This window comes from Streptomyces sp. NPDC107581 (genome assembly GCF_055657175.1).
In genome coordinates this window covers 66,028-86,608 of sequence record NZ_JBVKBH010000006.1, presented here as the reverse complement: position 1 = coordinate 86,608, position 20,581 = coordinate 66,028, and the positions used below count along the sequence as shown (strand labels likewise).

At 73.8% G+C, this 20,581-nt stretch carries 16 protein-coding genes and 1 riboswitch; of the genes, 4 read left to right on the top strand and 12 right to left on the bottom strand.

Annotated elements, in window-relative coordinates; all coding sequences use genetic code 11:
- Nucleotides 1–78 precede the first annotated feature (78 nt).
- Nucleotides 79–810 carry a ZIP family metal transporter gene (locus ACZ7P3_RS16595; protein ID WP_472082164.1) on the top strand — a complete coding sequence of 244 codons (732 nt, stop codon included), beginning with the start codon at nucleotides 79–81 and terminating at the stop codon, nucleotides 808–810.
- A gap of 14 nt (nucleotides 811–824) precedes the next feature.
- Here ACZ7P3_RS16595 and cobI read toward each other — a convergent pair whose 3' ends face one another.
- The 10 genes from cobI to ACZ7P3_RS16545 all read right to left on the bottom strand — a co-directional run bounded on the left by cobI (nucleotide 825) and on the right by ACZ7P3_RS16545 (nucleotide 15,075).
- Nucleotides 825–1,574 carry a precorrin-2 C(20)-methyltransferase gene (gene cobI / locus ACZ7P3_RS16590; protein ID WP_472082162.1) on the bottom strand — a complete coding sequence of 250 codons (750 nt, stop codon included), beginning with the start codon at nucleotides 1,572–1,574 and terminating at the stop codon, nucleotides 825–827.
- The gene (locus tag ACZ7P3_RS16585) at nucleotides 1,571–3,136 is read right to left on the bottom strand and encodes a cobyrinate a,c-diamide synthase (protein WP_472082160.1); all 1,566 of its coding nucleotides are present in this window, start codon (nucleotides 3,134–3,136) and stop codon (nucleotides 1,571–1,573) included. The genes cobI and ACZ7P3_RS16585 overlap by 4 nt, the downstream gene beginning before the upstream one ends.
- Nucleotides 3,130–3,729, bottom strand: a complete 600-nt coding sequence (gene cobO / locus ACZ7P3_RS16580) for a cob(I)yrinic acid a,c-diamide adenosyltransferase (RefSeq protein ID WP_472082158.1) — start codon at nucleotides 3,727–3,729, stop codon at nucleotides 3,130–3,132. Before cobO ends, ACZ7P3_RS16585 begins: the two co-directional genes overlap by 7 nt.
- Nucleotides 3,729–5,732: a putative cobaltochelatase gene (locus ACZ7P3_RS16575; protein WP_472082156.1), complete on the bottom strand. Its 2,004-nt coding sequence runs from the start codon at nucleotides 5,730–5,732 to the stop codon at nucleotides 3,729–3,731. Before ACZ7P3_RS16575 ends, cobO begins: the two co-directional genes overlap by 1 nt.
- Nucleotides 5,729–9,397, bottom strand: coding sequence for a cobaltochelatase subunit CobN (gene cobN, locus ACZ7P3_RS16570; protein ID WP_472082154.1), 3,669 nt, complete (start codon nucleotides 9,395–9,397; stop codon nucleotides 5,729–5,731). Before cobN ends, ACZ7P3_RS16575 begins: the two co-directional genes overlap by 4 nt.
- Complete coding sequence (locus tag ACZ7P3_RS16565) at nucleotides 9,394–10,902, bottom strand: cobyric acid synthase (RefSeq protein ID WP_472082152.1); 1,509 nt, start codon at nucleotides 10,900–10,902, stop codon at nucleotides 9,394–9,396. The genes cobN and ACZ7P3_RS16565 overlap by 4 nt, the downstream gene beginning before the upstream one ends.
- Nucleotides 10,899–11,843 (bottom strand): cobalamin biosynthesis protein, encoded by a 945-nt coding sequence (locus tag ACZ7P3_RS16560; RefSeq protein WP_472082150.1) that lies wholly within the window; start codon nucleotides 11,841–11,843, stop codon nucleotides 10,899–10,901. Before ACZ7P3_RS16560 ends, ACZ7P3_RS16565 begins: the two co-directional genes overlap by 4 nt.
- A 101-nt stretch (nucleotides 11,844–11,944) precedes the next feature.
- Nucleotides 11,945–12,087: riboswitch (cobalamin riboswitch) on the bottom strand.
- A 544-nt stretch (nucleotides 12,088–12,631) separates the two neighbouring features.
- Complete coding sequence (locus ACZ7P3_RS16555; protein WP_472082148.1) at nucleotides 12,632–12,859, bottom strand: hypothetical protein; 228 nt, start codon at nucleotides 12,857–12,859, stop codon at nucleotides 12,632–12,634.
- A gap of 34 nt (nucleotides 12,860–12,893) precedes the next feature.
- The gene (locus ACZ7P3_RS16550) at nucleotides 12,894–14,159 is read right to left on the bottom strand and encodes an inorganic phosphate transporter (protein WP_472082146.1); all 1,266 of its coding nucleotides are present in this window, start codon (nucleotides 14,157–14,159) and stop codon (nucleotides 12,894–12,896) included.
- A gap of 127 nt (nucleotides 14,160–14,286) precedes the next feature.
- The gene (locus ACZ7P3_RS16545) at nucleotides 14,287–15,075 is read right to left on the bottom strand and encodes a lysozyme (protein WP_472082144.1); all 789 of its coding nucleotides are present in this window, start codon (nucleotides 15,073–15,075) and stop codon (nucleotides 14,287–14,289) included.
- 187 nt (nucleotides 15,076–15,262) lie between these two features.
- Here ACZ7P3_RS16545 and ACZ7P3_RS16540 point away from each other — a divergent pair, with 187 nt between their 5' ends.
- The 3 genes from ACZ7P3_RS16540 to ACZ7P3_RS16530 all read left to right on the top strand — a co-directional run bounded on the left by ACZ7P3_RS16540 (nucleotide 15,263) and on the right by ACZ7P3_RS16530 (nucleotide 18,898).
- Nucleotides 15,263–15,931: a class II aldolase/adducin family protein gene (locus ACZ7P3_RS16540; protein WP_472082142.1), complete on the top strand. Its 669-nt coding sequence runs from the start codon at nucleotides 15,263–15,265 to the stop codon at nucleotides 15,929–15,931.
- A gap of 202 nt (nucleotides 15,932–16,133) precedes the next feature.
- A complete protein-coding gene (locus ACZ7P3_RS16535; RefSeq protein ID WP_472082140.1) occupies nucleotides 16,134–17,261 on the top strand; it encodes an alpha/beta hydrolase in 1,128 nt (375 codons plus the stop codon).
- A gap of 332 nt (nucleotides 17,262–17,593) precedes the next feature.
- On the top strand, nucleotides 17,594–18,898 hold the full coding sequence (locus ACZ7P3_RS16530) for a hypothetical protein (protein ID WP_472082138.1): 1,305 nt from the start codon (nucleotides 17,594–17,596) through the stop codon (nucleotides 18,896–18,898).
- Between the two features lie 58 nt (nucleotides 18,899–18,956).
- Here the strand turns inward: ACZ7P3_RS16530 and ACZ7P3_RS16525 are convergent, their stop codons facing one another.
- Nucleotides 18,957–19,367, bottom strand: coding sequence for a VOC family protein (locus tag ACZ7P3_RS16525; protein ID WP_472082136.1), 411 nt, complete (start codon nucleotides 19,365–19,367; stop codon nucleotides 18,957–18,959).
- Between the two features lie 66 nt (nucleotides 19,368–19,433).
- The gene (gene ypfJ, locus ACZ7P3_RS16520; RefSeq protein WP_472082134.1) at nucleotides 19,434–20,324 is read right to left on the bottom strand and encodes a KPN_02809 family neutral zinc metallopeptidase; all 891 of its coding nucleotides are present in this window, start codon (nucleotides 20,322–20,324) and stop codon (nucleotides 19,434–19,436) included.
- Nucleotides 20,325–20,581: the final 257 nt, after the last annotated feature.

Below are 20,581 nucleotides of genomic sequence, written 5' to 3'. Positions count from 1 at the left end.
GGCGGAATGTCAGGGTCTGGGGGAGTGCGGACAGCGCCGGATGTGCGCGAAGGCGCTTCCATCGGATAGCAAGGGCCTATGGCGGTCTTTGTCGCGCTCGGCGCGTTCCTGATGACGCTGGCCGGCGGCTGGACGGCACAGCGTGTGACCGACCGCCGCCATCTCGTCCTGGGACTGGCCGGCGGTCTGATGCTCGGCGTGGTCGGCCTGGATCTGCTGCCGGAGGCGCTGCACGCGGCCGACCGCGAGATCTTCGGCGTACCCGCGGCCCTGCTGCTGTTCGTGGCCGGCTTCCTGCTGGCCCATCTGGTCGAACGCACGCTGGCCGCGCGCCAGGCCGCCCACGGCGGTGACGAGCACAACCACCGGGCGCCCGAGGTGGGCCTGACGGCCGCCGCCGCGATGGTCGGCCACAGCGCGATGGACGGCGTGGCGATCGGCGCGGCCTTCCAGGTGGGCGGCGGCATGGGCACCTCCGTCGCGCTCGCCGTGATCGCTCACGACTTCGCCGACGGTTTCAACACCTTCACCCTCACGAGCCTGTACGGCAACGCGCGCCGCCGCGCGATAGGCATGCTGGTGGCCGACGCCTGCGCGCCCCTGGCCGGCGCCGTGTCGACCGTCTTCTTCCACATCCCGGAACCGGTGCTCGGCGGCTATCTCGGCCTCTTCGGCGGCGTACTGCTCTACCTCGCCGCCGCCGAGATCCTTCCCGAGGCCCACCATGAGCACCCGGCCCGCTCCACGCTGCTGTGCACGGTGGCGGGCGCGGCCTTCATCTGGCTGGTGGTCGGCATCTCCGGCGGCTGACCGCACCGGCGGTCTCACAGCTTCCCGCCCCGCCCGCCGTCGCGCCGCGGCGGCGCGATCAGCGTCGAGAGGTACGGCAGCGGCTCCCCGTCCAGCTCGGCGGCCGGCCGCACCGACTCCTCCGGCAGCCCGAGCGCAGAACCCCACACGGCGTCCCCGATCCGCCCGGTCTCCCGCAGCGCCTCGGCGACCTCGGCGGCCTGCCGCCCGAACTTGTACGCCACGACGGTCCCCGGCCCGGCCAGCGCCTCCTTCAGCACCGTGGAACCCGCCGTCACCGGCACCAGCGTCAGCGGCTCGGTGCCCTCCGTGAGCACGGCCCCCGAGCGCGCGGCCAGATCCTGCATGGCGGTGATCCCGGGCACGGTCTCCACCGCGACACCCGGCACCAGCTCCGTGATCGTCTGCGCGAGATAGGTGAACGTCGAGTACACGTTCGGATCCCCGATGGTGGCGAAGGCGACGCACCCGTGCGCGCGCAGCAGGCCCGCGACCCGCTCGCCCGCCGCGTCCCAGGCCGCCTCCCGGCGCGCCCGGTCGCTCCGCTCGTTCAGCGCGAACACCACCCGGACGACCTTCTCCGCGGGCACGTAGTGCAGCACGGTCGCCTCGGCCCGGCCCGGCTCCCCGCCGTCCTTCCCGTCGGATCCGGCCATCACGGGTACGACGACGACATCGGCCGCGCGCAGCGCGTTGACCCCCTTGACGGTCACCAGTTCCGGGTCACCGGGACCGACCCCGACACCGATCAGCCTGCTGCTCATGACGTCCGGCACCTCTCCACGAACCGACGGGCCACACCGGGCTCGGACGCCCAGTGCGTGTGCAGATAACTCGCGTGCACGCCCTGCTGTACAAAACCTTCGACCCGCCGGACCGGGGCGCGCACGCCCCAGGCGGGAGCCGCACCGGCGCCGGGCTCGACGACCGTGCGATGGAACTCGTGCCCGCGCATCCGCGTGCCAGCGGCGGCCAGCACACTGTCCCCGACGGCCACCGCGTCCCGGTAGCCCAGGGTGAGCCGTTCCGTCATCCGCGCGGTGGCGTCCAGGACGCCGCACAGGGGCCGCCCGTCCAGCTCCCGGCAGAGGTAGAGCAGCCCGGCACACTCCGCGGCCACGGGGGCACCGCTGAGGGCCAGCTCGGCGACGGCCCTGCGCAGCGGTTCGTTGGCGGACAGCTCGGCGGCGTACACCTCGGGGAAACCGCCCCCGATGACCAGCCCGGCCGTCGCTTCGGGCAGTCGCTCGTCCCGGAGCGGATCGAAGGTGACCACGTCGGCACCGGCGGCGGCGAGCAGCTCGGTCTGCTCGGCGTAGGAGAAGGTGAAGGCGGCCCCACCGGCAACCGCGACAACGGGCCGGCCGGTCCCGCCCGACAGAGCCGACGGCTGAGCCGCACGTCCGCCTGTCCCACCCGACAGAGCCGTACGTCCGCCCGTCCCGGCTGTGCCGGCTTCCTTCCCGGCCTGCTTGTCGTCCGACCGAGCCGCATCTCTGTCCGACCGACCCGTACCTGCGTCCGACCGAGCCGGGCCCGCCGGCTTCTCGGCCGGCTTCTCTGCCGACCGAGTCGGGTGGAGGGTCGGCGGGGCAGGGGTCCAGGGGGCGGAGCCCCCTGGTACGGGGCCGGCAGCACGGGCAAGTGCCTCCAGCGCAGCCAAGTCGCAACCCCGCGCCACCTGCTCACCCATCGCGGCAACGGCCCCGACCGCAGCGGAGTGCCGCTCGGCCACCGGCACCAGCCCCAGATGCCGGGACGGCGTGTCCACCTGGGCCACCCGCCGCAGCACACCCAGCACCGGCACCCCGGAGGCATCCAGCGCCTCCCGCAGCATCGACTCGTGCCGGTCGGAGCCGACCTTGTTCAGGATCACGCCCCCGACCCGCACCTGCGGATCCCAGGACGCGAACCCGTGCACCAGCGCCGCCACCGACCGCGACTGCGACGACGCGTCCACGACCAGCACCACCGGCGCCCCCAACAACTTGGCGACATGGGCCGTGGACGCGAGTTCCCCCTCGCCCGCGGCCCCGTCGTACAGCCCCATCACGCCCTCGACGACCGCGAGGTCGCACCCCCGAGCCCCGTGCAGGAACAGCGGAGCGACCAGCTCCGGCCCGCACAGGTACGCGTCCAGGTTGCGGCCGACCCGCCCGGTCGCGAGCGCGTGATACCCGGGGTCGATGTAGTCCGGGCCCACCTTGTGCGGGGACACGGCGAGCCCCCGCGCGGCGAACGCGGCCATCAGCCCCGTGGCGACGGTGGTCTTGCCGCTGCCGGAGGACGGCGCGGCAATGACCAGCCGGGGGACGGAACTCACCACTCGATGCCCTTCTGGCCCTTCTGCCCCGCGTCCATGGGGTGCTTGACCTTGGACATGTCGGTGACCAGGTCGGCGAAGTCCACCAGCTTCCCGGGCGCGTTCCGCCCGGTGATCACCACATGCTGGGTGCCGGGCCGGTTCCGCAGCACCTCCACGACCTCGTCCGTGTCCACCCAACCCCAGTGCATGGGGTACGCGAACTCGTCCAGCACGTACAGCCGGTACGTCTCGGCCGCCAGGTCCCGCTTGACCTGCTCCCAGCCCTCCCGGGCCTTGTCCTCGTTGTCCATCTGGGCATCCCGCTGGACCCAGGACCAGCCCTCGCCCATCTTGTGCCAGTCGACGGTCCCGCCCTCGCCACAGGCGCCGAGCACGCGCAGCGCGTTCTCCTCGCCGACCTTCCACTTCGCCGACTTGACGAACTGGAACACCCCGATCGGCCAGCCCTGGTTCCAGGCGCGCAGCGCAAGACCGAACGCGGCCGTCGACTTGCCCTTGCCGATGCCCGTGTGGACGACGACCAGCGGCCGGTTGCGCCGCTGCCGGGTCGTCAGCCCGTCCTCCGGAATCACACTCGGCTGTCCCTGCGGCATTACGCGGCCCTCCTCGAAGTCCCCTGCACGTCCCTGACCAGGCCGGCGATCGAATCGGCCCGCAGCTCGTCCAGCGTGACGGCGGTACCGCCCAGCTCACCCGCGAGCTGCCCGGCGAGCCCGAGCCGCACCGGCCCCGACTCGCAGTCCACGACCACGGACGCGACCTGCTCGGCCGCGAACAGCCGCGCCGCACGCCCCGCCAGCGCGACCGGCTCCGGGCCGCCCGTCGCCCGCCCGTCGGTCACCACCACGACCAGTGCCCGCCGCGCCGGATCCCGCAGCCGCTCCACGCGCAGCACCTCGTGCGCCTTGAGCAGCCCGGCCGCCAGCGGGGTACGACCCCCCGTCGGCAGCGACTCCAGCCGGACCGCCGCCGCGTCCACGGACGAGGTCGGCGGCAGGGCGACATCCGCCGAGGCGCCCCGGAACGTCACCAGCCCCACCTTGTCGCGCCGCTGATAGGCGTCGAGGAGCAGGGACAGGACGGCACCTTTGACGGCGCTCATCCGCTGTCGCGCCGCCATCGAACCGGAGGCGTCGACCACGAACAGCACGAGGTTCCCCTCGCGCCCCTCCCGCGTCGCCTGCCGCAGATCGTCCCGGCGCAGCACCAGCCCCCGCCCGGACCGCCCGCGCGAGCGCTGGTGTGGGGCGGCGGCCTGCATGGTCGCCGCCAGGTGCAGCTTGGTCAGCGTGCCCCGGGGCCGCCGGGCCCCGGTCGTCCGCCCGTGCTCGGTCCGCGCCCGCGAGCGCCGCCCGGCGGCACCCTCACCGAGGCCCGGCACGCTCAGCACCTTCGTACGGAACGGCTCGGCGGCCCGTGCGGCCGGCTGCTCCTGCGCGCCGGCGGTCTGCGGCTCCCCGCCCTCACCGGCCTCGGGCCGTGCGGCGGAGCCGCCGTCGTCCTGCGGGCCGTCGTCGGGCGCGGGCTGCCCGCCGCCGCCACCGGGCCCGTCGGGGTCCGGATCGTCGTCGCCGTTCCCGTCGTCCCCGGAGAACTGCTCCAGCGTCTCGTCCAGCTTGTCCTCGTCGAGCCCCGGCGCGTCGAACGGATTGCGCCGCCGCCGGTGCGGCAGCGCGAGCAGCGCGGCCTGCCGCACGTCCTCGGCGAGCACATCGGTGCGGTCCGCCCAGGCGGCCAGCGCGGTGGCGGTACGCGCCATCACGATGTCGGCGCGCATCCCGTCCACCTCGAAGGCCGCACAGGTCGCCGCGATCTGGCGCAGCGCCCCGTCGCCCAGCCGCACCTGCGGCAGCAGCTCCCGCGCCGCCACGATCCGTCGGCGTACGGCGGCCTCCTCCTCGGCCCACCGTGCGGCGAAGCCGGCCGGGTCGTCGTCGTAGGCCAGCCTGCGCCGTACGACCTCCACCCGCAGGTCGGGCTCCCGCGAGGCCGCGACCTCCACGGTCAGCCCGAACCGGTCGAGCAGCTGCGGCCGCAGCTCCCCCTCTTCGGGGTTCATGGTGCCGACGAGCAGGAAGCGGGCCGCGTGCCGCACCGACACACCCTCGCGCTCGACGTAGGACGCGCCCATCGCCGCCGCGTCCAGCAGTAGATCGACCAGGTGGTCGTGGAGGAGGTTGACCTCGTCCACGTACAGGATCCCGCGGTGCGCGTCGGCCAGCAGGCCGGGCTCGAACGCCTTCACGCCCTCGGCGAGCGCCCGCTCGATGTCCAGGGCGCCGACCAGCCGGTCCTCGGAGGCGCCGACGGGCAGCTCGACCATCCGCGCGGGCCGCGGCCCACCGGCCCCGGCCTCGTGCGGCCCGTCCGGGCAGGACGCGTCCGGCGCCGCCGGGTCACAGGAGAAACGGCATCCGGGAACCACGGACACCTGGGGCAGCAGCGCCGAAAGGGCGCGTACCGCCGTCGACTTGGCGGTGCCCTTCTCGCCGCGCACCAGCACACCGCCGACCGCCGGCGAGACGGCGTTCAGCAGCAGCGCGAGCCGCAGGTCGTCCTGGCCGACGACGGCCGTGAACGGAAACGGGGTACTCACTTCTCCTCGCCCTCCAAGTCGCCTTCGAGCTCCAGATAGGTGGCGCGCAGCCGCTCCAGCGTCTCCGCGTCCGGCTCGGCCCACAGCCCGCGGTCCGCCGCCTCCAGGAGCCGCTCGGTGATGCCCCGCAGGGCCCACGGGTTGGACTTCTTCATGAAGTCCCGGTTCTCCGGGTCGAAGACGTACTCCGCGCTGAGCTTCTCGTACATCCAGTCGTCGACCACGCCCGCCGTGGCGTCGTAGCCGAACAGGTAGTCCACGGTCGCCGCCATCTCGAAGGCGCCCTTGTACCCGTGCCGGCGCATGGCCGCCATCCAGCGCGGGTTGACCACACGGGCACGGAAGACCCGGTGCGTCTCCTCGCCCAGCGTGCGGGTCTTCACCTGGTCCGGCACGGCGCTGTCACCCACGTACGCCTCGGGGCTGGCGCCGGTCAGATGGCGCACCATGGCGACCATGCCGCCGTGGTACTGGAAGTAGTCGTCGGCGTCGACCAGGTCGTGCTCGCGGGTGTCGACGTTCTTCGCCGCCACCGCGATCCGCCGGAACGCGGTCTCCATGTCCCCGCGCGCCGCCCGCCCGTCCAGCCCGCGCCCGTACGCGTACCCGCCCCACACCGCGTACACCTCGGCGAGGTCGGCGTCGGAGCGCCAGTTGCGGGCGTCGATCAGCGGCAGCAGACCGGCGCCGTACGCCCCCGGCTTCGAGCCGAAGACACGGGCCGTCGCGCGCCGCCGGTCACCGTGCTCGGCGGTGTCCTCGTCGGCGTGCGCCTTCACGAAGTTCTGCCCGGCCGGCTCGTCCAGCTCGGCCACCGCCCGCACCGCGTCGTCGATCAGCCCGACCACGTGCGGGAACGCGTCCCGGAAGAAGCCGGAGATGCGGACCGTGACGTCGATGCGCGGCCGCCCCAGCTCCGCCGGGGGGATCACCTCGAAGCCCGTCACCCGGCGCGAGGCGTCGTCCCACACCGGGCGGCAGCCCAGCAGCGCCAGGATCTCGGCGATGTCGTCGCCCTGGGTGCGCATCGCCGATGTGCCCCACACCGTCAGCCCGACCGACCGCGGGTACTCCCCGGTGTCCTGCAGATACCGCTGCACGAGCGAGTCGGCGAGCGACTGGCCGACCTCCCAGCTCAGCCGGGAGGGGATGGCCTTGGGGTCGACCGAGTAGAAGTTCCGGCCGGTCGGCAGCACGTTGACCAGACCGCGGGTCGGTGAACCGGACGGGCCCGCCGGGACGTAACCGCCGTTCAGCGCCTTGAGGATGTGAGCGATCTCGTCGGTGGTGCGGGCGAGCCGGGGAACCACCTCGGTGCAGGCGAACTCCAGTACGGTGACCGCGTCCGGCAGCTCGGTGCCCAGCACCTCACGGACGAGCGGCGCGCTCTCGGCGACCGCCCAGCCGCGGGCCTCCATGCCCTCCGCGATCCGCCGGCACAGGTGCTCCAGCAGGTCGATCGCGTCGGCGGCCGTGCGGGCGGGGCCCTCGGCCAGATCCGTCAGCTCGACGGGCACCTTCACCGGGGCCCCCGGCTCGGCGAGCAACTCCTTCTCCACGAGCCCGAAGTGCCCGGCCAGCGCGGCCCGCAGCCCCGGCAGCGCGTTCGCCTGCCCGCCCCACACCTGCGAGGCGCGCAGCACGGCCAGGACCAGGTTCACCCGCGGCTCGGCCTCCGGCCCGCCGCCGAGGATGTGCAGGCCGTCCCGGATCTGCACGTCCTTGATCTCGCACAGATAGCCGTCGATGTGCATGACGAACTGGTCGAAGTCGTCGTCGCCCGGCTGCTCGTCCACGTGCAGGTCGTGGTGCAGCTCGGCGGCCTTGACCAGCGTCCAGATCTGCGCCCGTACGGCCGGCGCCTTCGTCGGGTCCAGGTCGGAGACGAGCGCGTACTCGTCCAGCAGCTGCTCCAGCTTGGCCAGGTCCCCGTAGGTGTCGGCGCGCGCCATCGGCGGCACCAGGTGGTCGACCACCGTGGCGTGCCCGCGCCGCTTGGCCTGGGTGCCCTCGCCGGGGTCGTTGACGATGAACGGGTAGACGAGGGGGAGGTCGCCGAGGACGGCGTCCGGGGCGCAGACCCTGGACAGGCCGAGGCCCTTGCCCGGCAGCCACTCCATCGTGCCGTGCTTGCCCATGTGCACGATCGCGTCCGCGCCGAAGCCCCCCTCCGACGGTGCGGCCGCCAGCCAGCGGTAGGCCGCCATGTAGTGGTGGGAGGGCGGCATGTCGGGGTCGTGGTAGATCGCGATCGGGTTCTCGCCGAAGCCGCGCGGCGGCTGGATCATCACGACGACGTTCCCGAACTGCAGGGAGGCGAGGACGATGTCGTCGCCGTCCACGTACAGGCTGCCCGGCGGCTCGCCCCACGCCTGGAGCATGGCGTCCCGCAGCTCGGGGTCGAGCCGGTCGAACCAGGCCCGGTAGTCGGCCAGCGGCACCCGCGCGGGCGCCACGCGCAGCTGCTCCTCGGTGAGCCACTCGACGTCGTGCCCGCCGGCCCCGATCAGCCGGTGGATCAGCTCGTCGCCGTTGTCGGGGTACTCGGTGAGGCCGTAGCCGGCTTCCCTGAGGGCGTCCAGGACCCGCACCGCCGACGCGGGCGTGTCCAGGCCCACCGCGTTGCCGACGCGCGAGTGCTTGGTCGGGTACGCGGTGAAGACGAGCGCGAGCTTCTTGTCGGCGTTCGCCTTGTGCCGCAGCCGCGCGTGCCGTACGGCGATTCCGGCCACGCGCCCGGCCCGCTCGGGGTCGGCGGCATAGACCGGCACGTCGTCCGGACCCTGCTCCTTGAAGGAGAACGGCACCGTGATCAGGCGCCCGTCGAACTCCGGGATCGCGACCTGCATCGCCGCGTCCATGGGGGACAGGGCGGCGTCGGACTCCTCCCAGGCGCTCTTCGAGGAGGTCAGGCACAGCCCCTGCAGGACGGGCACGTCGAGGTCGGCGAGCGCCCCGATGTCCCAGGCCTCCTCGTCGCCGCCCGCCGAGGCCTCGGAGGCGTGCGTGCCGCCGGCGGCGAGGACGGTGGCCACCAGGGCGTCGGTCCGGCCGAGGATCTCGTACAGCCCGGCGTCCGCGTCGCGCAGCGAACCGCAGTACACGGGAAGGGCGTTGGCGCCGTGCGCCTCGATCGCCTCGCACAGCGTGTCCACGAAGGCGGTGTTGCCGCTCAGCTCGTGGGCCCGGTAGAAGAGCACGCCGACGGTGGGGCGGCCCTCGACGAGGTCACGCCCGCCGTGCACCCCGAACTCCGGCATCTTCCGCGGTTCCTCGAACCCCTCGCCGGTCAGCAGCACCGTGTCGGAGAGGAACCGGGCCAGCTCGGTCAGGTTCGCGGGCCCGCCCTCGACCAGGTACTTCAGCGCCTCCGCCACGACGCCCGCCGGAACGGACGACTCGGCCATCAGCTCGGCGTCCGGCACGGCCTCGCCGCCCAGCAGCACGGTCGGGATCCCGGACGCCTTCAGCGCGGCGAGCCCGTCCTCCCAGGCACGCTTACCGCCCAGCAGCCGTACGACGGCGATACCCGAGCCCTCGATCAGACCCGGCAGTTCCCCGGCCACGTCGACCCGGGTCGGGTTGCCGATCCGGTACCCGGCGCCGGAGGCCCGGGCCGCCAGCAGATCGGTGTCGGCGGTCGACAACAACAACACTGTGCTCATGCGGGCGCTCCCGGTGGAATGAAAGGCAGTCCTTGCGGCGCGCCCGACTCGATGAGCCGCCAGAGCGCGTCCGTGTCCGCGTGCTGTTCGATCAGGTCGCCGAGCCGGTCGAGCTGCTCCTCGCGCAGCGCGGCGAAGCATGTGTCCGGGGCCGGCACGAACCGGCGGCCCGCGGCGGCCGCCACCTCGCGCAGGAAGGCCCGGCGGAAGCCGTCCGACTCCAGCGAGCCGTGCCAGTGCGTGCCCCAGGCCGGGCCGACCCGGCAGCCGTCCAGGAAGGGCTCTCCGCCCGTCACTTCGGCGACCCCGTGGTGGATCTCGTACCCCTCGACCCGCTCGCCGAGGGCTTCGCCGGTGGGCCGGGTGAGGGTCTTCTCCCGGGCGAATTTCACGCGCACCGGGAGCACCCCGAGGCCCCGGACCTGCCCGGCGCGCGACTCGACCTCGTCCTCGATGTGCTCGCCGAGGATCTGGAAGCCGCCGCAGATGCCGAGGACCGGCCGCCCCTCGGCGGCCCGGCGCACGAGCGCCTCCGCCAGGCCCCGTTCCCGCAGCCACTCCAGCGCCCGTACGGTCCCGCGCGTACCCGGGACCACCACGAGGTCGGCGTCCGCCAGCTCCTCCGGCCGGTCCACGAACCGCACCACGACGCCCGGTTCGGCGGCCAGCGCGTCCACGTCCGTGAAGTTCGACATCAGCGGGATCGCGCAGACGGCGACCCGCAGGACGTCCTCGCCGAGCGGAGGCGTCACGGCCGACTCCCGGACCGTGCCCCGCAGGGACACCCGCAGCCCGTCCTCCTCGTCGATGCCGAGCCCGTGCCGGAACGGCAGCACGCCGTAGGTGCGCCGCCCGGTGAGACCGTGCAGCATCTCCAGCCCCGGCTCCAGCAGGCCGACGTCGCCGCGGAACTTGTTCACCAGGAAGCCGGCGACCAGCTCCTGGTCCTGCGGTGAGAGCAGGGCGAGCGTCCCGAAGAAGGAGGCGAAGACGCCACCCCGGTCGATGTCGCCGACGACGAGCACGGGCAGCCGCGCGCCCCGCGCGATCCCCATGTTCACGATGTCGGTCCGCCGCAGATTGATCTCCGCGGGCGAACCGGCCCCCTCACAGATCACCGCGTCATACGTGCCCCGCAACTCGGCCAGACAGTCCAGGACCGTGCCGAGGAGCCGCTGCTGGCGCCCTCCGTGGTAGCCGCGTGCGCTCATCTCGCCCACCGGCCTGCCCAGCAGCACCACCTGGCTGCTCTGCTCACCGCCCGGCTTGAGCAGCACGGGGTTCATCAGCGCGGTCGGCTCGACGCGGCAGGCCTGGGCCTGCATCGCCTGCGCCCGGCCGATCTCGGCACCCTCCCGTGTCACGAACGAGTTGAGGGACATGTTCTGCGCCTTGAAGGGCGCGACCTTCACGCCCTGGCGCACCAGCCACCGGCAGATCCCGGCCGTCACGACGCTCTTGCCGGCGTCGGAGGTGGTGCCGGCGACGAGGAGACCACCGTTCACTTCCCACGTCCCTTCACGAGTCGGCGCGCGGCGAGGGTGACGCCGAGCGCGAGCAGGCCGACGCGGCGGGAGAGCCGTACGGCCCGGTCGATGTCGGTGACCCGGACGGCCCGCCCGGTGTCCCCGTTGAGGACGGGCCGGTGCTCGACGCGCCCGCCGTAGGAGAGCGTCCCGCCCAGCCGCACGCCGAGCGCGCCCGCGAACGAGGCTTCGACGGGCCCGGCGTTGGGGCTCGGGTGCTTGCGGGCGTCGGCCTGCCAGGCGCGCAGGGCGCCGCGGGGGTCGGGTCCGGCCGCGGCGGCGAGTACGGCGGTCAGCCGCGCCCCCGGCCAGCCGGCCACGTCGTCGAGGCGGGCCGAGGCCCAGCCGTAGCGCCGGAAGCGGGCCGACCTGTGCCCCACCATCGCATCCAGGGTGTTGACGGCCCGGAACCCGAGCAGCCCCGGCACCCCGCCGCCCGCACCCCACACCAGCGCGCCCACCACGGCGTCGGAGGTGTTCTCGGCGACCGACTCCACGACGGCGCGGGCGATCCCGTCCGCGTCCAGGGCCTGCGGATCCCGGCCGCACAGATGCGGCAGCCGCGCACGTGCCGCCTCGATGTCCCCGGCCTCCAGGGCGCGCCCGACGGTCCGGGCCTCCCGGGCCAGCGAAGTACCCCCGACGACCGCCCAGGTGGCGGCGCCGGCCAGTGCGGCGGAGGCGACGGGGGAGCGGCGTACGGCCCGTTCGGCGACGGCCCCCAGGGCGACGGCGCCGCCGGCGCACACGGCGGTGTGCAGGGCGCCCCAGCCGCGGTGGTCGCGCCACAGCACGCGTTCCACGGCTGCGGCCGCGCGCCCGAACGCGGCGACCGGATGCCCGCGGCGCGGATCGCCGAGAAGGAGATCGCCGAGAAGGCCGGCGGCGGCGCCGTACGCGTACGAGCGATCGGCACCCATCGGCTCAGCCGGCCGTGAGGTCAGGGGCGGGCCTGGTACTGGTCCTCGATCGGCAGCCGAGCATGGCGATATGTGTCCTCACTCAGGGTGTCCACGCCCTGGTCCGACGAGACCGGCGGTGAGAGTTCCTGGCTCCCGGGGTGTTCTTCCCCGGTGACAGTGGCGGGACCGCGCCGGATTCGCACCGGCTTCCTCTTCTGCCGCCGTACATGGCGTGGGCAGTCCACCACGCACTCGGAAGAGCCGTCAACTTGCCTTTGACCAGGGACGGCGGACTGTGCTGAGCCCCACATCGGCAGCGCGCCCGACCGCGCCGGAGGACCGGATTGCGGTGAATTCCCCTCCTCTCGGGCGGCGTTCGCGCATCCCTCCGGTACCCACGGACCGTGAGGATCAGCAAGAGGGCGTACGTCTCATACGGGATGGAACGGACGCGGGAGGAGACACGAGGAGACGCGAGGCGGCGCACGCGGGCGAGATGCCGCTGGACGACGGCCAGGTCGTCCAACTGGGGGGCGGGCGAGGGCCCGCCGGAGCGCAGTGGGTCTCGCGCGAGCGCGGCGGGCCTCTCGCGGGAGCGCAGTGGGTCTCGCGGGGCGGCGCGACGGCGGAGGCCGCCCCGGACACACGGCGACCGCCCTGCCGGGTCGCCCACTGGGGGCTCGGCAGGGCGGTCCGGGACCGTCCGGCCCGCGCGGACGCGGACCTTTCGAAGGTCAGGCCTCGGTGACGATCAAGAGGTCGGGCCTCGGTCACGCAAGAGGTCGGGCCTCGGTCACGATCACAGGTCAGGCCTTGGCCACGATCAGATAGAACCCGTACGCCACCGCGGCCGCACAGGTCGCGAAGCACACATAGGCACCGGTCACCGCCAGCGCGGCGGAGTCGCCCTGCGCGGCGGCCTTCTCGCGCCGCGCCAGGCCGTTGACGCCGAGGGTGAACAGGGCCACCAGGCCCACCGTGAACACGAGGCTGACGCCGAAGACGGAGCCGAGGGCCGCCCAGTCGATCTTCATGGGGATGCTTCCTTCAGGTACCGGGTGCTCGGGGTCAGACGGCGGCGGCCGGCGGGGCCGGCTCGGTGGCGGCGGCGGGAGCCGGGACGGCGGCGGCCGGAGCCGGGATGGTGGCCGTCAGGTCCTCGGTGACGACGCCCGCGGGGGGCGGGGTCACCGCGGCGATGGCGGTGGTCACCACGCCGGCCGGCTCGGCGTCGTCAGCGGGCACGACGCTGGTGTGGTCGACGACCTCGCGGCGGGAGAACTTCCAGATCGCGGCGCTGGCGCCGACGAGGAAGACGGCGACGACCGCGGTGCCCCAGTCGCCGAGGTCCGTGACGGACTCGGCGCCCGCGCCGACCAGCGCGGCGGCCGGGAGGGTGAGCACCCAGGCGACGACCATGCGGGTCGCGGTGGACCAGCGGACCACACCGCCCTTGCGGCCGAGGCCCGCGCCCATCACCGAGCCGGAGACGACATGGGTGGTGGAGAGGGAGAAGCCGAGGTGCGAGGAGGCCAGGATGGCCGTGGCCGCGCTGGTCTGGGCGGCGAAGCCCTGTCGCGGCTCCAGGTCGGTCAGGCCCTTGCCCATGGTGCGGATGATGCGCCAGCCGCCGATGTAGGTGCCGAGCGCGATGGCCATGCCGGCGGAGAGGATGACCCAGGTGGGAGGGTTGGAGCCGGGGGCGATCGCACCGCCCGCGATCAGCGCGAGGGTGATGATGCCCATCGTCTTCTGCGCGTCGTTGGTGCCGTGGGCGAGGGAGACCAGGCCGGCGGAGGCGATCTGCCCGGCGCGGTAGCCCTTGCGGGTGGCCTCGCCCTCGGCGCCCCGGCCGATGCCGTAGGAGAACCGGGTGGCGAGCAGTGCCGCGAGACCGGCCACGACCGGGGCGGCGACCGCCGGGAGCAGCACCTTGGTGATCAGGACGTCACCGTGGACGGCGCCGAGGCCCGCGGAGGCGACGGTGGCGCCGATCAGTCCGCCCATCAGGGCGTGCGAGGAACTGGAGGGCAGGCCCACGAGCCAGGTCACCAGGTTCCAGAGGATCGCGCCGACCAGGGCGGCGAAGATGACCTCGGGCCGGATGCCGTTCTCGTCGACGAGTCCCTTGGAGATCGTGTTGGCGACCTCCACGGAGAGGAAGGCGCCCACAAGGTTGAGGGCGGCGGACATGGCCACCGCGACCTTGGGCTTGAGCGCACCGGTCGAGATGGTCGTGGCCATCGCGTTGGCGGTGTCGTGAAAACCGTTCGTGAAATCAAACGCGAGTGCGGTCACCACCACAATCGCGAGGATCAGCGAGAAGTTTTCCATTTACCCAGGCAATCATTCGAGGTCATTGGCTGTTGGACCGTAGGCAACCTGGATGAACGGAAGGTGAACTGGAGCGGGCGCCAGGGTTTCTATGGGAGGGGTCCCGGATTTTGCCCGGATCTGCCCCCTAGGCGCCCCTTGGCCACCGGCCTTGCGCGAAGGCCCGCAGCCGCCTCGGCGGCCCGTGGAAGAGATTCTGGTCACCCGTGCGGCTGCCCTCGGCGGTGTACTGCCACAAGGTCCAGGAGGACCAGCCGCCCGGCAGCGGTCCCGGGCTCCGTGTGCCGTGCCGGGCGATCCACAGGGGATGGTCCGAGAAGGCGCGGCTGTCGCCGGTGCAGGCCCTCCACCACTGGGCGGTGGTGTAGATGACCGGCCGCCGGCCGGTCATCCGTGCGACGGTGTCGCTGAAGGACCGGATCCAGCGGACCATCCGCGGCCGGCCCAGCCCGTAGCACCTGTGCTTCGCGTCGTACGGGTTGTACTCGATGTCGAGCGCGGGCGGCAGCGTCCAGCCGTCCGCCCGCCATTCGCCGCCGTGCCGCACGAAGTACGCGGCCTGCCGGGCGCCCGAGGACGTGTCCGGCCGGGCGAAGTGGTACGCGCCGCGGATCAGGCCGGCCCGGCGCGCGCCGTCGTACTGCCGCCTGAAGAGGGGGTTGCGGTAGGCCGTGGCCTCGGTCGCCTTGACGTAGGTGAACCGTGCGCCGTCCGACCGGGCGGCCGGCCAGTCCACCTGCCCCTGGTGGGACGACACGTCGCGCCCGCTGGCCCGACCGGCTCCCGGCGGCGACGGGCCCGCAGAGGCCGGCGGGCCCGCGGAGGCCGCGGCGGTGCCGGCGAGGACCAGGGCCGCCATGGCCGCCGCCGTGAGGACGCCCGCACGGCGGCGGGAAGGTGTGCGGTCACGGGCCATGGGTCCCCCTGGAGTCGCGGCGGAACGTCGTCCGGCGAGTGGGAAAGATCATTGAATGCCCGGTGATCGACGGGGAGCTGTCATTTCATCTGTTTTGCAGTGATGTTCGCCCGTTCGGGTGCACGGCTTCCGGTCCGATCCACGCGACCGGACCACTCGGCACCGCGCCGGCTGGCAGGATCCCCGCATGGCTGAGCAGCGGCGGGACACGACCGAGGACGAGGCGCGCGGGTGGGAGGAGGTGGTCGCGACGGCCCGCCGGACCGTCGCCGACGGACTGGTCGTCGGCACGTCCGGCAACGTGTCGGCACGCGTCGGGGACCTCGTACTGGTCACCCCGTCGGGCGTGCCCTACGACCGGCTGACCCCGGACGACATCACCGGCGTCGACCTCGACGGGCGGCAGGTGCTCGGCACGCTCGTGCCGACCAGCGAGCTGCCCATGCACCTCTCCGTCTACCGCACCACCGACGCCCGCGCCGTCGTCCACACCCACGCGGTGCACGGCACGGCCGTCTCCACCCTCGTGAGCGAACTGCCCCCGATCCACTACATGGCCGCGGCCATGGGCGGCCCCGTCCGGGTCGCCCCCTACGCCGCGTACGGCACGGACGAGCTGGCCGAGAACATGCTCCGCGCCCTCGCCGGCCGCTCCGGCTGCCTCCTGCGGAACCACGGCATGATCACCTACGGCGCCACCCTCGACCAGGCCTACGACCGCACCGCCCAGCTGGAGTGGATGTGCCGGCTGTGGCTGACGGCGTCCGCGGCACCGGGACGGGCGCCCTCCCTTCTGACGGAGGAACAGATGGACGAGGCCGGGGCGCGTTTGAAGGGATACGGCCAACGAGGCTGAGGCCGCGCCGGGACGACGACGGCGCGACGGCGGCCGGCCCGGGCACCACGGCCGGTGCCGTCCGCGGGGACGCTCCCCCCTCGCTGAAGATCCCCTTCTTCCGCCCCGTCGACCGGCGCCTCCCCTTTCTCCGCCGACTTCCCGCCGATCCGGACCGCCCCTTCCGCTGGCCGGTATCGAGATCCCCCACGACACTGGACCCGTGCGCACCGTCAAAGCGACCGCCGCCGCACTCACCGCCGTCCTGGCCGCCGGTGCGGCATCCGTGGCCGCGGGCCGTCTCGCCAGCGGCGCCGCGCTGAAGGCGCCCGCGGGCCGTCCGCTGCCCACCGAACCCCGGCTCACCGTGCACGGCACCGCCGCGGGCCGGATCACGCTCACCCGCCATCTGGCCTCCCTGCGCCCCGGCACCTACGGGCTCGCCGGGGACGGCTCCCACGCGGTCGTCGGCCCGGTCCTGGAGGCGGCCGAGCACACCGCCGACACCGTCGTACGCCGCCTCATACGTGTCACGCACGGTGCCCTCGCCCCCGGCGACGCCGTGTGGCTGACCCCGAACGTGTACGTCGGCAACCCGGACGCCGCCCTCGGCCTCCAGCACTCCGACATCGACGTGCCCGGCGAACTCGGCGCGCTGCCCGCCTGGTTCGTGCCCGGCTACCGGGACACCTGGGTGATCGCGGTGCACGGCCTCGGCACCACCCGCGAGCACGCCATGAACGTCATGGAGTTCCTGCACGGCCGCCGGCTGCCGGTCCTCGCGCTCGCCTACCGCGGCGACCTCGGCGCCCCGCGCCCGCCGGACGGCCTGAGCCACCTCGGCGAGACCGAGTGGCGCGATGTGGACGCGGCGATCCGCTACGCCGTCCGCTACGGCGCCCGCCGGGTCATCCTGCTGGGCTGGTCCACCGGCGCCACCATGGCCCTGCGCGCCGCCGAGCACTCCGCCGTGCGCGAGCGCGTCGCCGGGCTGATCCTCGACTCGCCGGTGCTCAGCTGGCAGGCCACCCTGCGCGCCCTCGCCCAGGCCCGGCACACCCCGGAGCCGCTGCTGCCGCTCGCGGTGCGGGCCGCGCAGGGCCGGGCCGGGCTGCACGCCGACCGGTTCGCCGAGACCGCCGACCCCGAGCTGCTCGCCGTGCCCACCCTGATCATCCACGGCCCGGACGACACGGTGGCCCCCTGGGAGCACTCCCGCCGTCTGGCCGCCCTGTGTCCCGACCGCGTCGCCCTGCACACCGTGCCGCAGGCCCCGCACGCGGCGATGTGGAACGCGGACCCCAAGGAGTACGAGGAGCGCCTGCGCCGGTTCCTGACCCCGCTGATGTAGGCGCGCTCCCGGCCCCGCCGGGACAAGGCGGATGCCCCGGTTCCAGTCATTCCGTTTAAGGCCGTACGACTGGCCTGAACATGTCTCTGCGCCCTCCACCGGACCCGGTGCGTTGGCCAGCCCCGTCGCCCCCCGTGACATTCCGTTTGGGTTTTCGGACCGTCAACCGGAAGACTGCACCCGTGACGTCCCGTATCCCGCGCGACTCCAGGCTTCGACTCGTCCGACCGCGACCCCTGGCCGCCGCCCCCCGAGCTGTGAACCAGCGGCGCCCACGCCGCCCCGCCCCCCGCCCCCCGGAGGGCACACCGGCCCCCGGCGAGCTGGCCAGAATGGCGCGCACCGGCCTGGCCGGAGCGGTCCGCGTCGCCCGCTGGGCCGACACCGCCCTCGGCCCCGGCCGGGACGGCGCCACCACCGACGGCAAAGCCACCCTCTCCGAAGCGACCACGGAGCGCGCCGCCGCCGACCTCGGCCTGAGCGCCGCCCGGATCCGCGCCCACTGGGACACCGCGCGCCTCGCGGGACTGATCGAGGTGCACGGGGACAGCGCGCGCCCCGGCTGGCGACTGCGTGCCTGGGACCGTGACGACAGCGCCGTGCTGCGCGGCTGGGTCGCCCTCTTCGACGCCTGGTCGCTCGCCTGCCCGGAGCCGGCCGGGCAGGAGCCGGCCGGTGTCGCCGAGGTCGTCTCGGCCATGCCCCAGGTGCTCTCCTTCCTCCAGCTGTCCGCCGGTCCCGTCCCGGTCGAGCAGCTGCTGGACCTGCTCCAGCAGCGGGTCACCGAACTGCGCACCGAGCGCTGCGAGGTCTCCTACGGGCCGGGCTCCGCCGACTCCGCGGGACCCGCCGGGACCGCGGGCCCCGCCGAGACCGTGAGCCCGGCCGAAGCCGCACCGGCCGGGGAGACCCCGCTCGCCCCCCTCCGCCCCCTCCTCGACTGGGCCCTCAAGGCGCTCGCCTCCGTCGGCGCCCTGACCTACGGCGACGGCCACGGCACTCTGACCCCGCTGGGCAGCTGGGCGGTCTGGGTCAAGCTGGAGCAGATCTGTGTGGCCGCGCAGAGCCCCGCCGGCAACATCGAGCAGTCCGCCGAGGACATGCTGCGCGGCTGCGCGCAGCTGCGCCCCAACGCGGCCCGCGCCGAATACCGCGCCTGGCTCGCCGCCCGCCCCGTCGGCAGCGCCGTCACCGAACTGCTCGGTGCCGCCCGCGGCGAGGACGCCCTGCTGCGCGGTCTCGCCTTCGAGGCGCTGCGCGTCGTCGGTGCCCCGGCCGAGCCCGACGTGCGCTCCGTGGTGCAGGAGCCGGCGCTGAGACCGTACGCCCTGCTGTGGCTCGCCGAGCACGACGGCATCGACCCGGAGGACGCCCACGAGGTCCTCACCCGGGAGGAGGCCACCTGGCTGTGGGTCGACACGGCCGCCGCCGTCGCCGACCACGGCGAGACCACGATGCTGGTACGGCACCTGGAGGCCGCGGTGCAGCCCACCGTCCCCGTGCTGCTGGACGAGGTCCGCGCCGTCGGCCATCCGCGCACCGTGCAGGTCCTGGTCGCGCTCGCCGCCGCCCACCCCGACCCCGCCCTCGCCAAGGCCGTGCGCCGGGCCGCCTTCCAGGTGCACACCGGGGGATAGCCCGCACCGGGGGCGGCCGGCGACCGCGGGACGGCCGACGACCGCGGGAGCGGACCGCTCAGACGCCGATCTCGGGGGCGTACGTCCCGAAGCTCCAGATGTTGCCCTCGGCGTCCCGGGCCATGTAGTCCCGCGAGCCGTAGTCCTGGTCCGTCGGGGGCATCAGGATCTCCACACCGTGCTCCACGGCCCGCTGGTGGTGGGCGTCGACGTCGTCCACGACGACGTACACCCCCGTGGGTCCCGCGTCCTTCATCGCCGCGTCGAACCGGCCGCCGCGGCCCTTGGAGCCGACCATCACCGCTCCGTTGCCCTGGACCAGCTCGGCGTGCATCACCGTGCCGTCCGCCCCCTCGTACACCGACAGCTCGGTGAAGCCGAAGGCCTCCGTCAGCTGCCTGATCGCCGCCTTCGCGTCCGCGTACAACAACGACGGGTAGATGCTCGGCCGTCCGCCCGTGCCTGCCATGCCGATCACTCCTTCGTGCGTCGGTTCTGCCCTGGCACCGAGTCTTGCAGGCACCACTGACAAGCCTCAGCGGAACGTGTTGCACCGGGCCGGATCACCGGTCCGGTATCCCTGCTGGAACCACTGCTGCCGCTGCTGCGCAGAACCGTGCGTCCACGTCTCCGGGGTGACCTGCCCCTGGAACCGCTCCTGGATCCGGTCGTCGCCCACCGCCGCCGCCGCGTCCAGACCGTCCCGGATGTCGGCCGCCGTCAGACTGGTGACCAGCGGCCGCCCCGTCGACTCGTCCGGCGTCGTCGTCGCGTGGCGCGCCCAGACCCCGGCGTAGCAGTCCGCCTGCAGCTCGGTCCGGACCGAGCTGCTGTTCGCGCCGGTCAGCCCGTCCTGGGAGCGGCCCAGGACGCCCAGCAGGTCCTGCACGTGGTGCCCGTACTCGTGCGCCACGACATAGGCCTGCGCGAAGGCCCCGCCGCTCGCCCCGAACTTCGTCCTCAGGTCGTTGAAGAAGCCGAGGTCCAGATAGACCCTGCGGTCCCCGGGGCAGTAGAAGGGCCCCACCGCCGAGGTGGCCGTGCCGCACGCCGTGCCGACCCGGTCCCTGAACAGGACGGTCGTCGAGGGGGTGTAGGTCCTGCCACGGCTGCGGAACTCCCGCGTCCAGTAGTCCTGCACGCTGTTGACCACGGCCACCATGCGGCAGTCGTCGCGCGTGTTCGCGTCCCGTCCGGTGCGGCAGGTCTGCTGGACCTGTGCCAGCGAGGAGGAGGCGGGCGCCGGCGAGGTGTCGCCGGACGACAGCCCCAGCTGGTCCGGGCCGATGCCGAAGAAGAGGGCCAGGAGCAGGGCGATCAGACCCGCGAGGCCGCCCCCGACCGTCATCCGCCCGCCCGGGATCCGGCTCCCGCGCACATCCTGTACCTCGGAGGTGTCCAGGTTCGCGTCGTCGTCGAACTGCACGCGCCACCACCCTCCGTCCGCGCCCCGGCGCCGACCGTCCGAAGGCCTGGCGCCATCCATACCCGGCCACCCGCCCCGGACGTCGGGCGGTCACCCGGACGGAGCAGGTGCGCCGGGCCGCAGGGCCGTGCCGTCGAGCCCGGGCGTGCTGTACGTCACACCGTCGTTCCGCTGGGCGTCACACCACGGCCCACTCGACGCCGCACCACCGTTCCGCCCGACGTCACAGCACTGTTCCGCGCCTGGCCCGGCGCGGT

What these genes read in the sequence shown, in the direction of transcription:
- ACZ7P3_RS16595 (WP_472082164.1), top strand. Translation starts at nt 79, where the DNA reads ATGGCGGTCTTTGTCGCGCTCGGCGCGTTCCTGATGACGCTGGCCGGC.
- cobI (WP_472082162.1), bottom strand. Translation starts at nt 1,574, where the DNA reads ATGAGCAGCAGGCTGATCGGTGTCGGGGTCGGTCCCGGTGACCCGGAA.
- cobO (WP_472082158.1), bottom strand. Translation starts at nt 3,729, where the DNA reads ATGCCGCAGGGACAGCCGAGTGTGATTCCGGAGGACGGGCTGACGACC.
- cobN (WP_472082154.1), bottom strand. Translation starts at nt 9,397, where the DNA reads ATGAGCACAGTGTTGTTGTTGTCGACCGCCGACACCGATCTGCTGGCG.
- ACZ7P3_RS16560 (WP_472082150.1), bottom strand. Translation starts at nt 11,843, where the DNA reads ATGGGTGCCGATCGCTCGTACGCGTACGGCGCCGCCGCCGGCCTTCTC.
- ACZ7P3_RS16555 (WP_472082148.1), bottom strand. Translation starts at nt 12,859, where the DNA reads ATGAAGATCGACTGGGCGGCCCTCGGCTCCGTCTTCGGCGTCAGCCTC.
- ACZ7P3_RS16550 (WP_472082146.1), bottom strand. Translation starts at nt 14,159, where the DNA reads ATGGAAAACTTCTCGCTGATCCTCGCGATTGTGGTGGTGACCGCACTC.
- ACZ7P3_RS16545 (WP_472082144.1), bottom strand. Translation starts at nt 15,075, where the DNA reads ATGGCCCGTGACCGCACACCTTCCCGCCGCCGTGCGGGCGTCCTCACG.
- ACZ7P3_RS16540 (WP_472082142.1), top strand. Translation starts at nt 15,263, where the DNA reads ATGGCTGAGCAGCGGCGGGACACGACCGAGGACGAGGCGCGCGGGTGG.
- ACZ7P3_RS16530 (WP_472082138.1), top strand. Translation starts at nt 17,594, where the DNA reads ATGGCGCGCACCGGCCTGGCCGGAGCGGTCCGCGTCGCCCGCTGGGCC.
- ACZ7P3_RS16525 (WP_472082136.1), bottom strand. Translation starts at nt 19,367, where the DNA reads ATGGCAGGCACGGGCGGACGGCCGAGCATCTACCCGTCGTTGTTGTAC.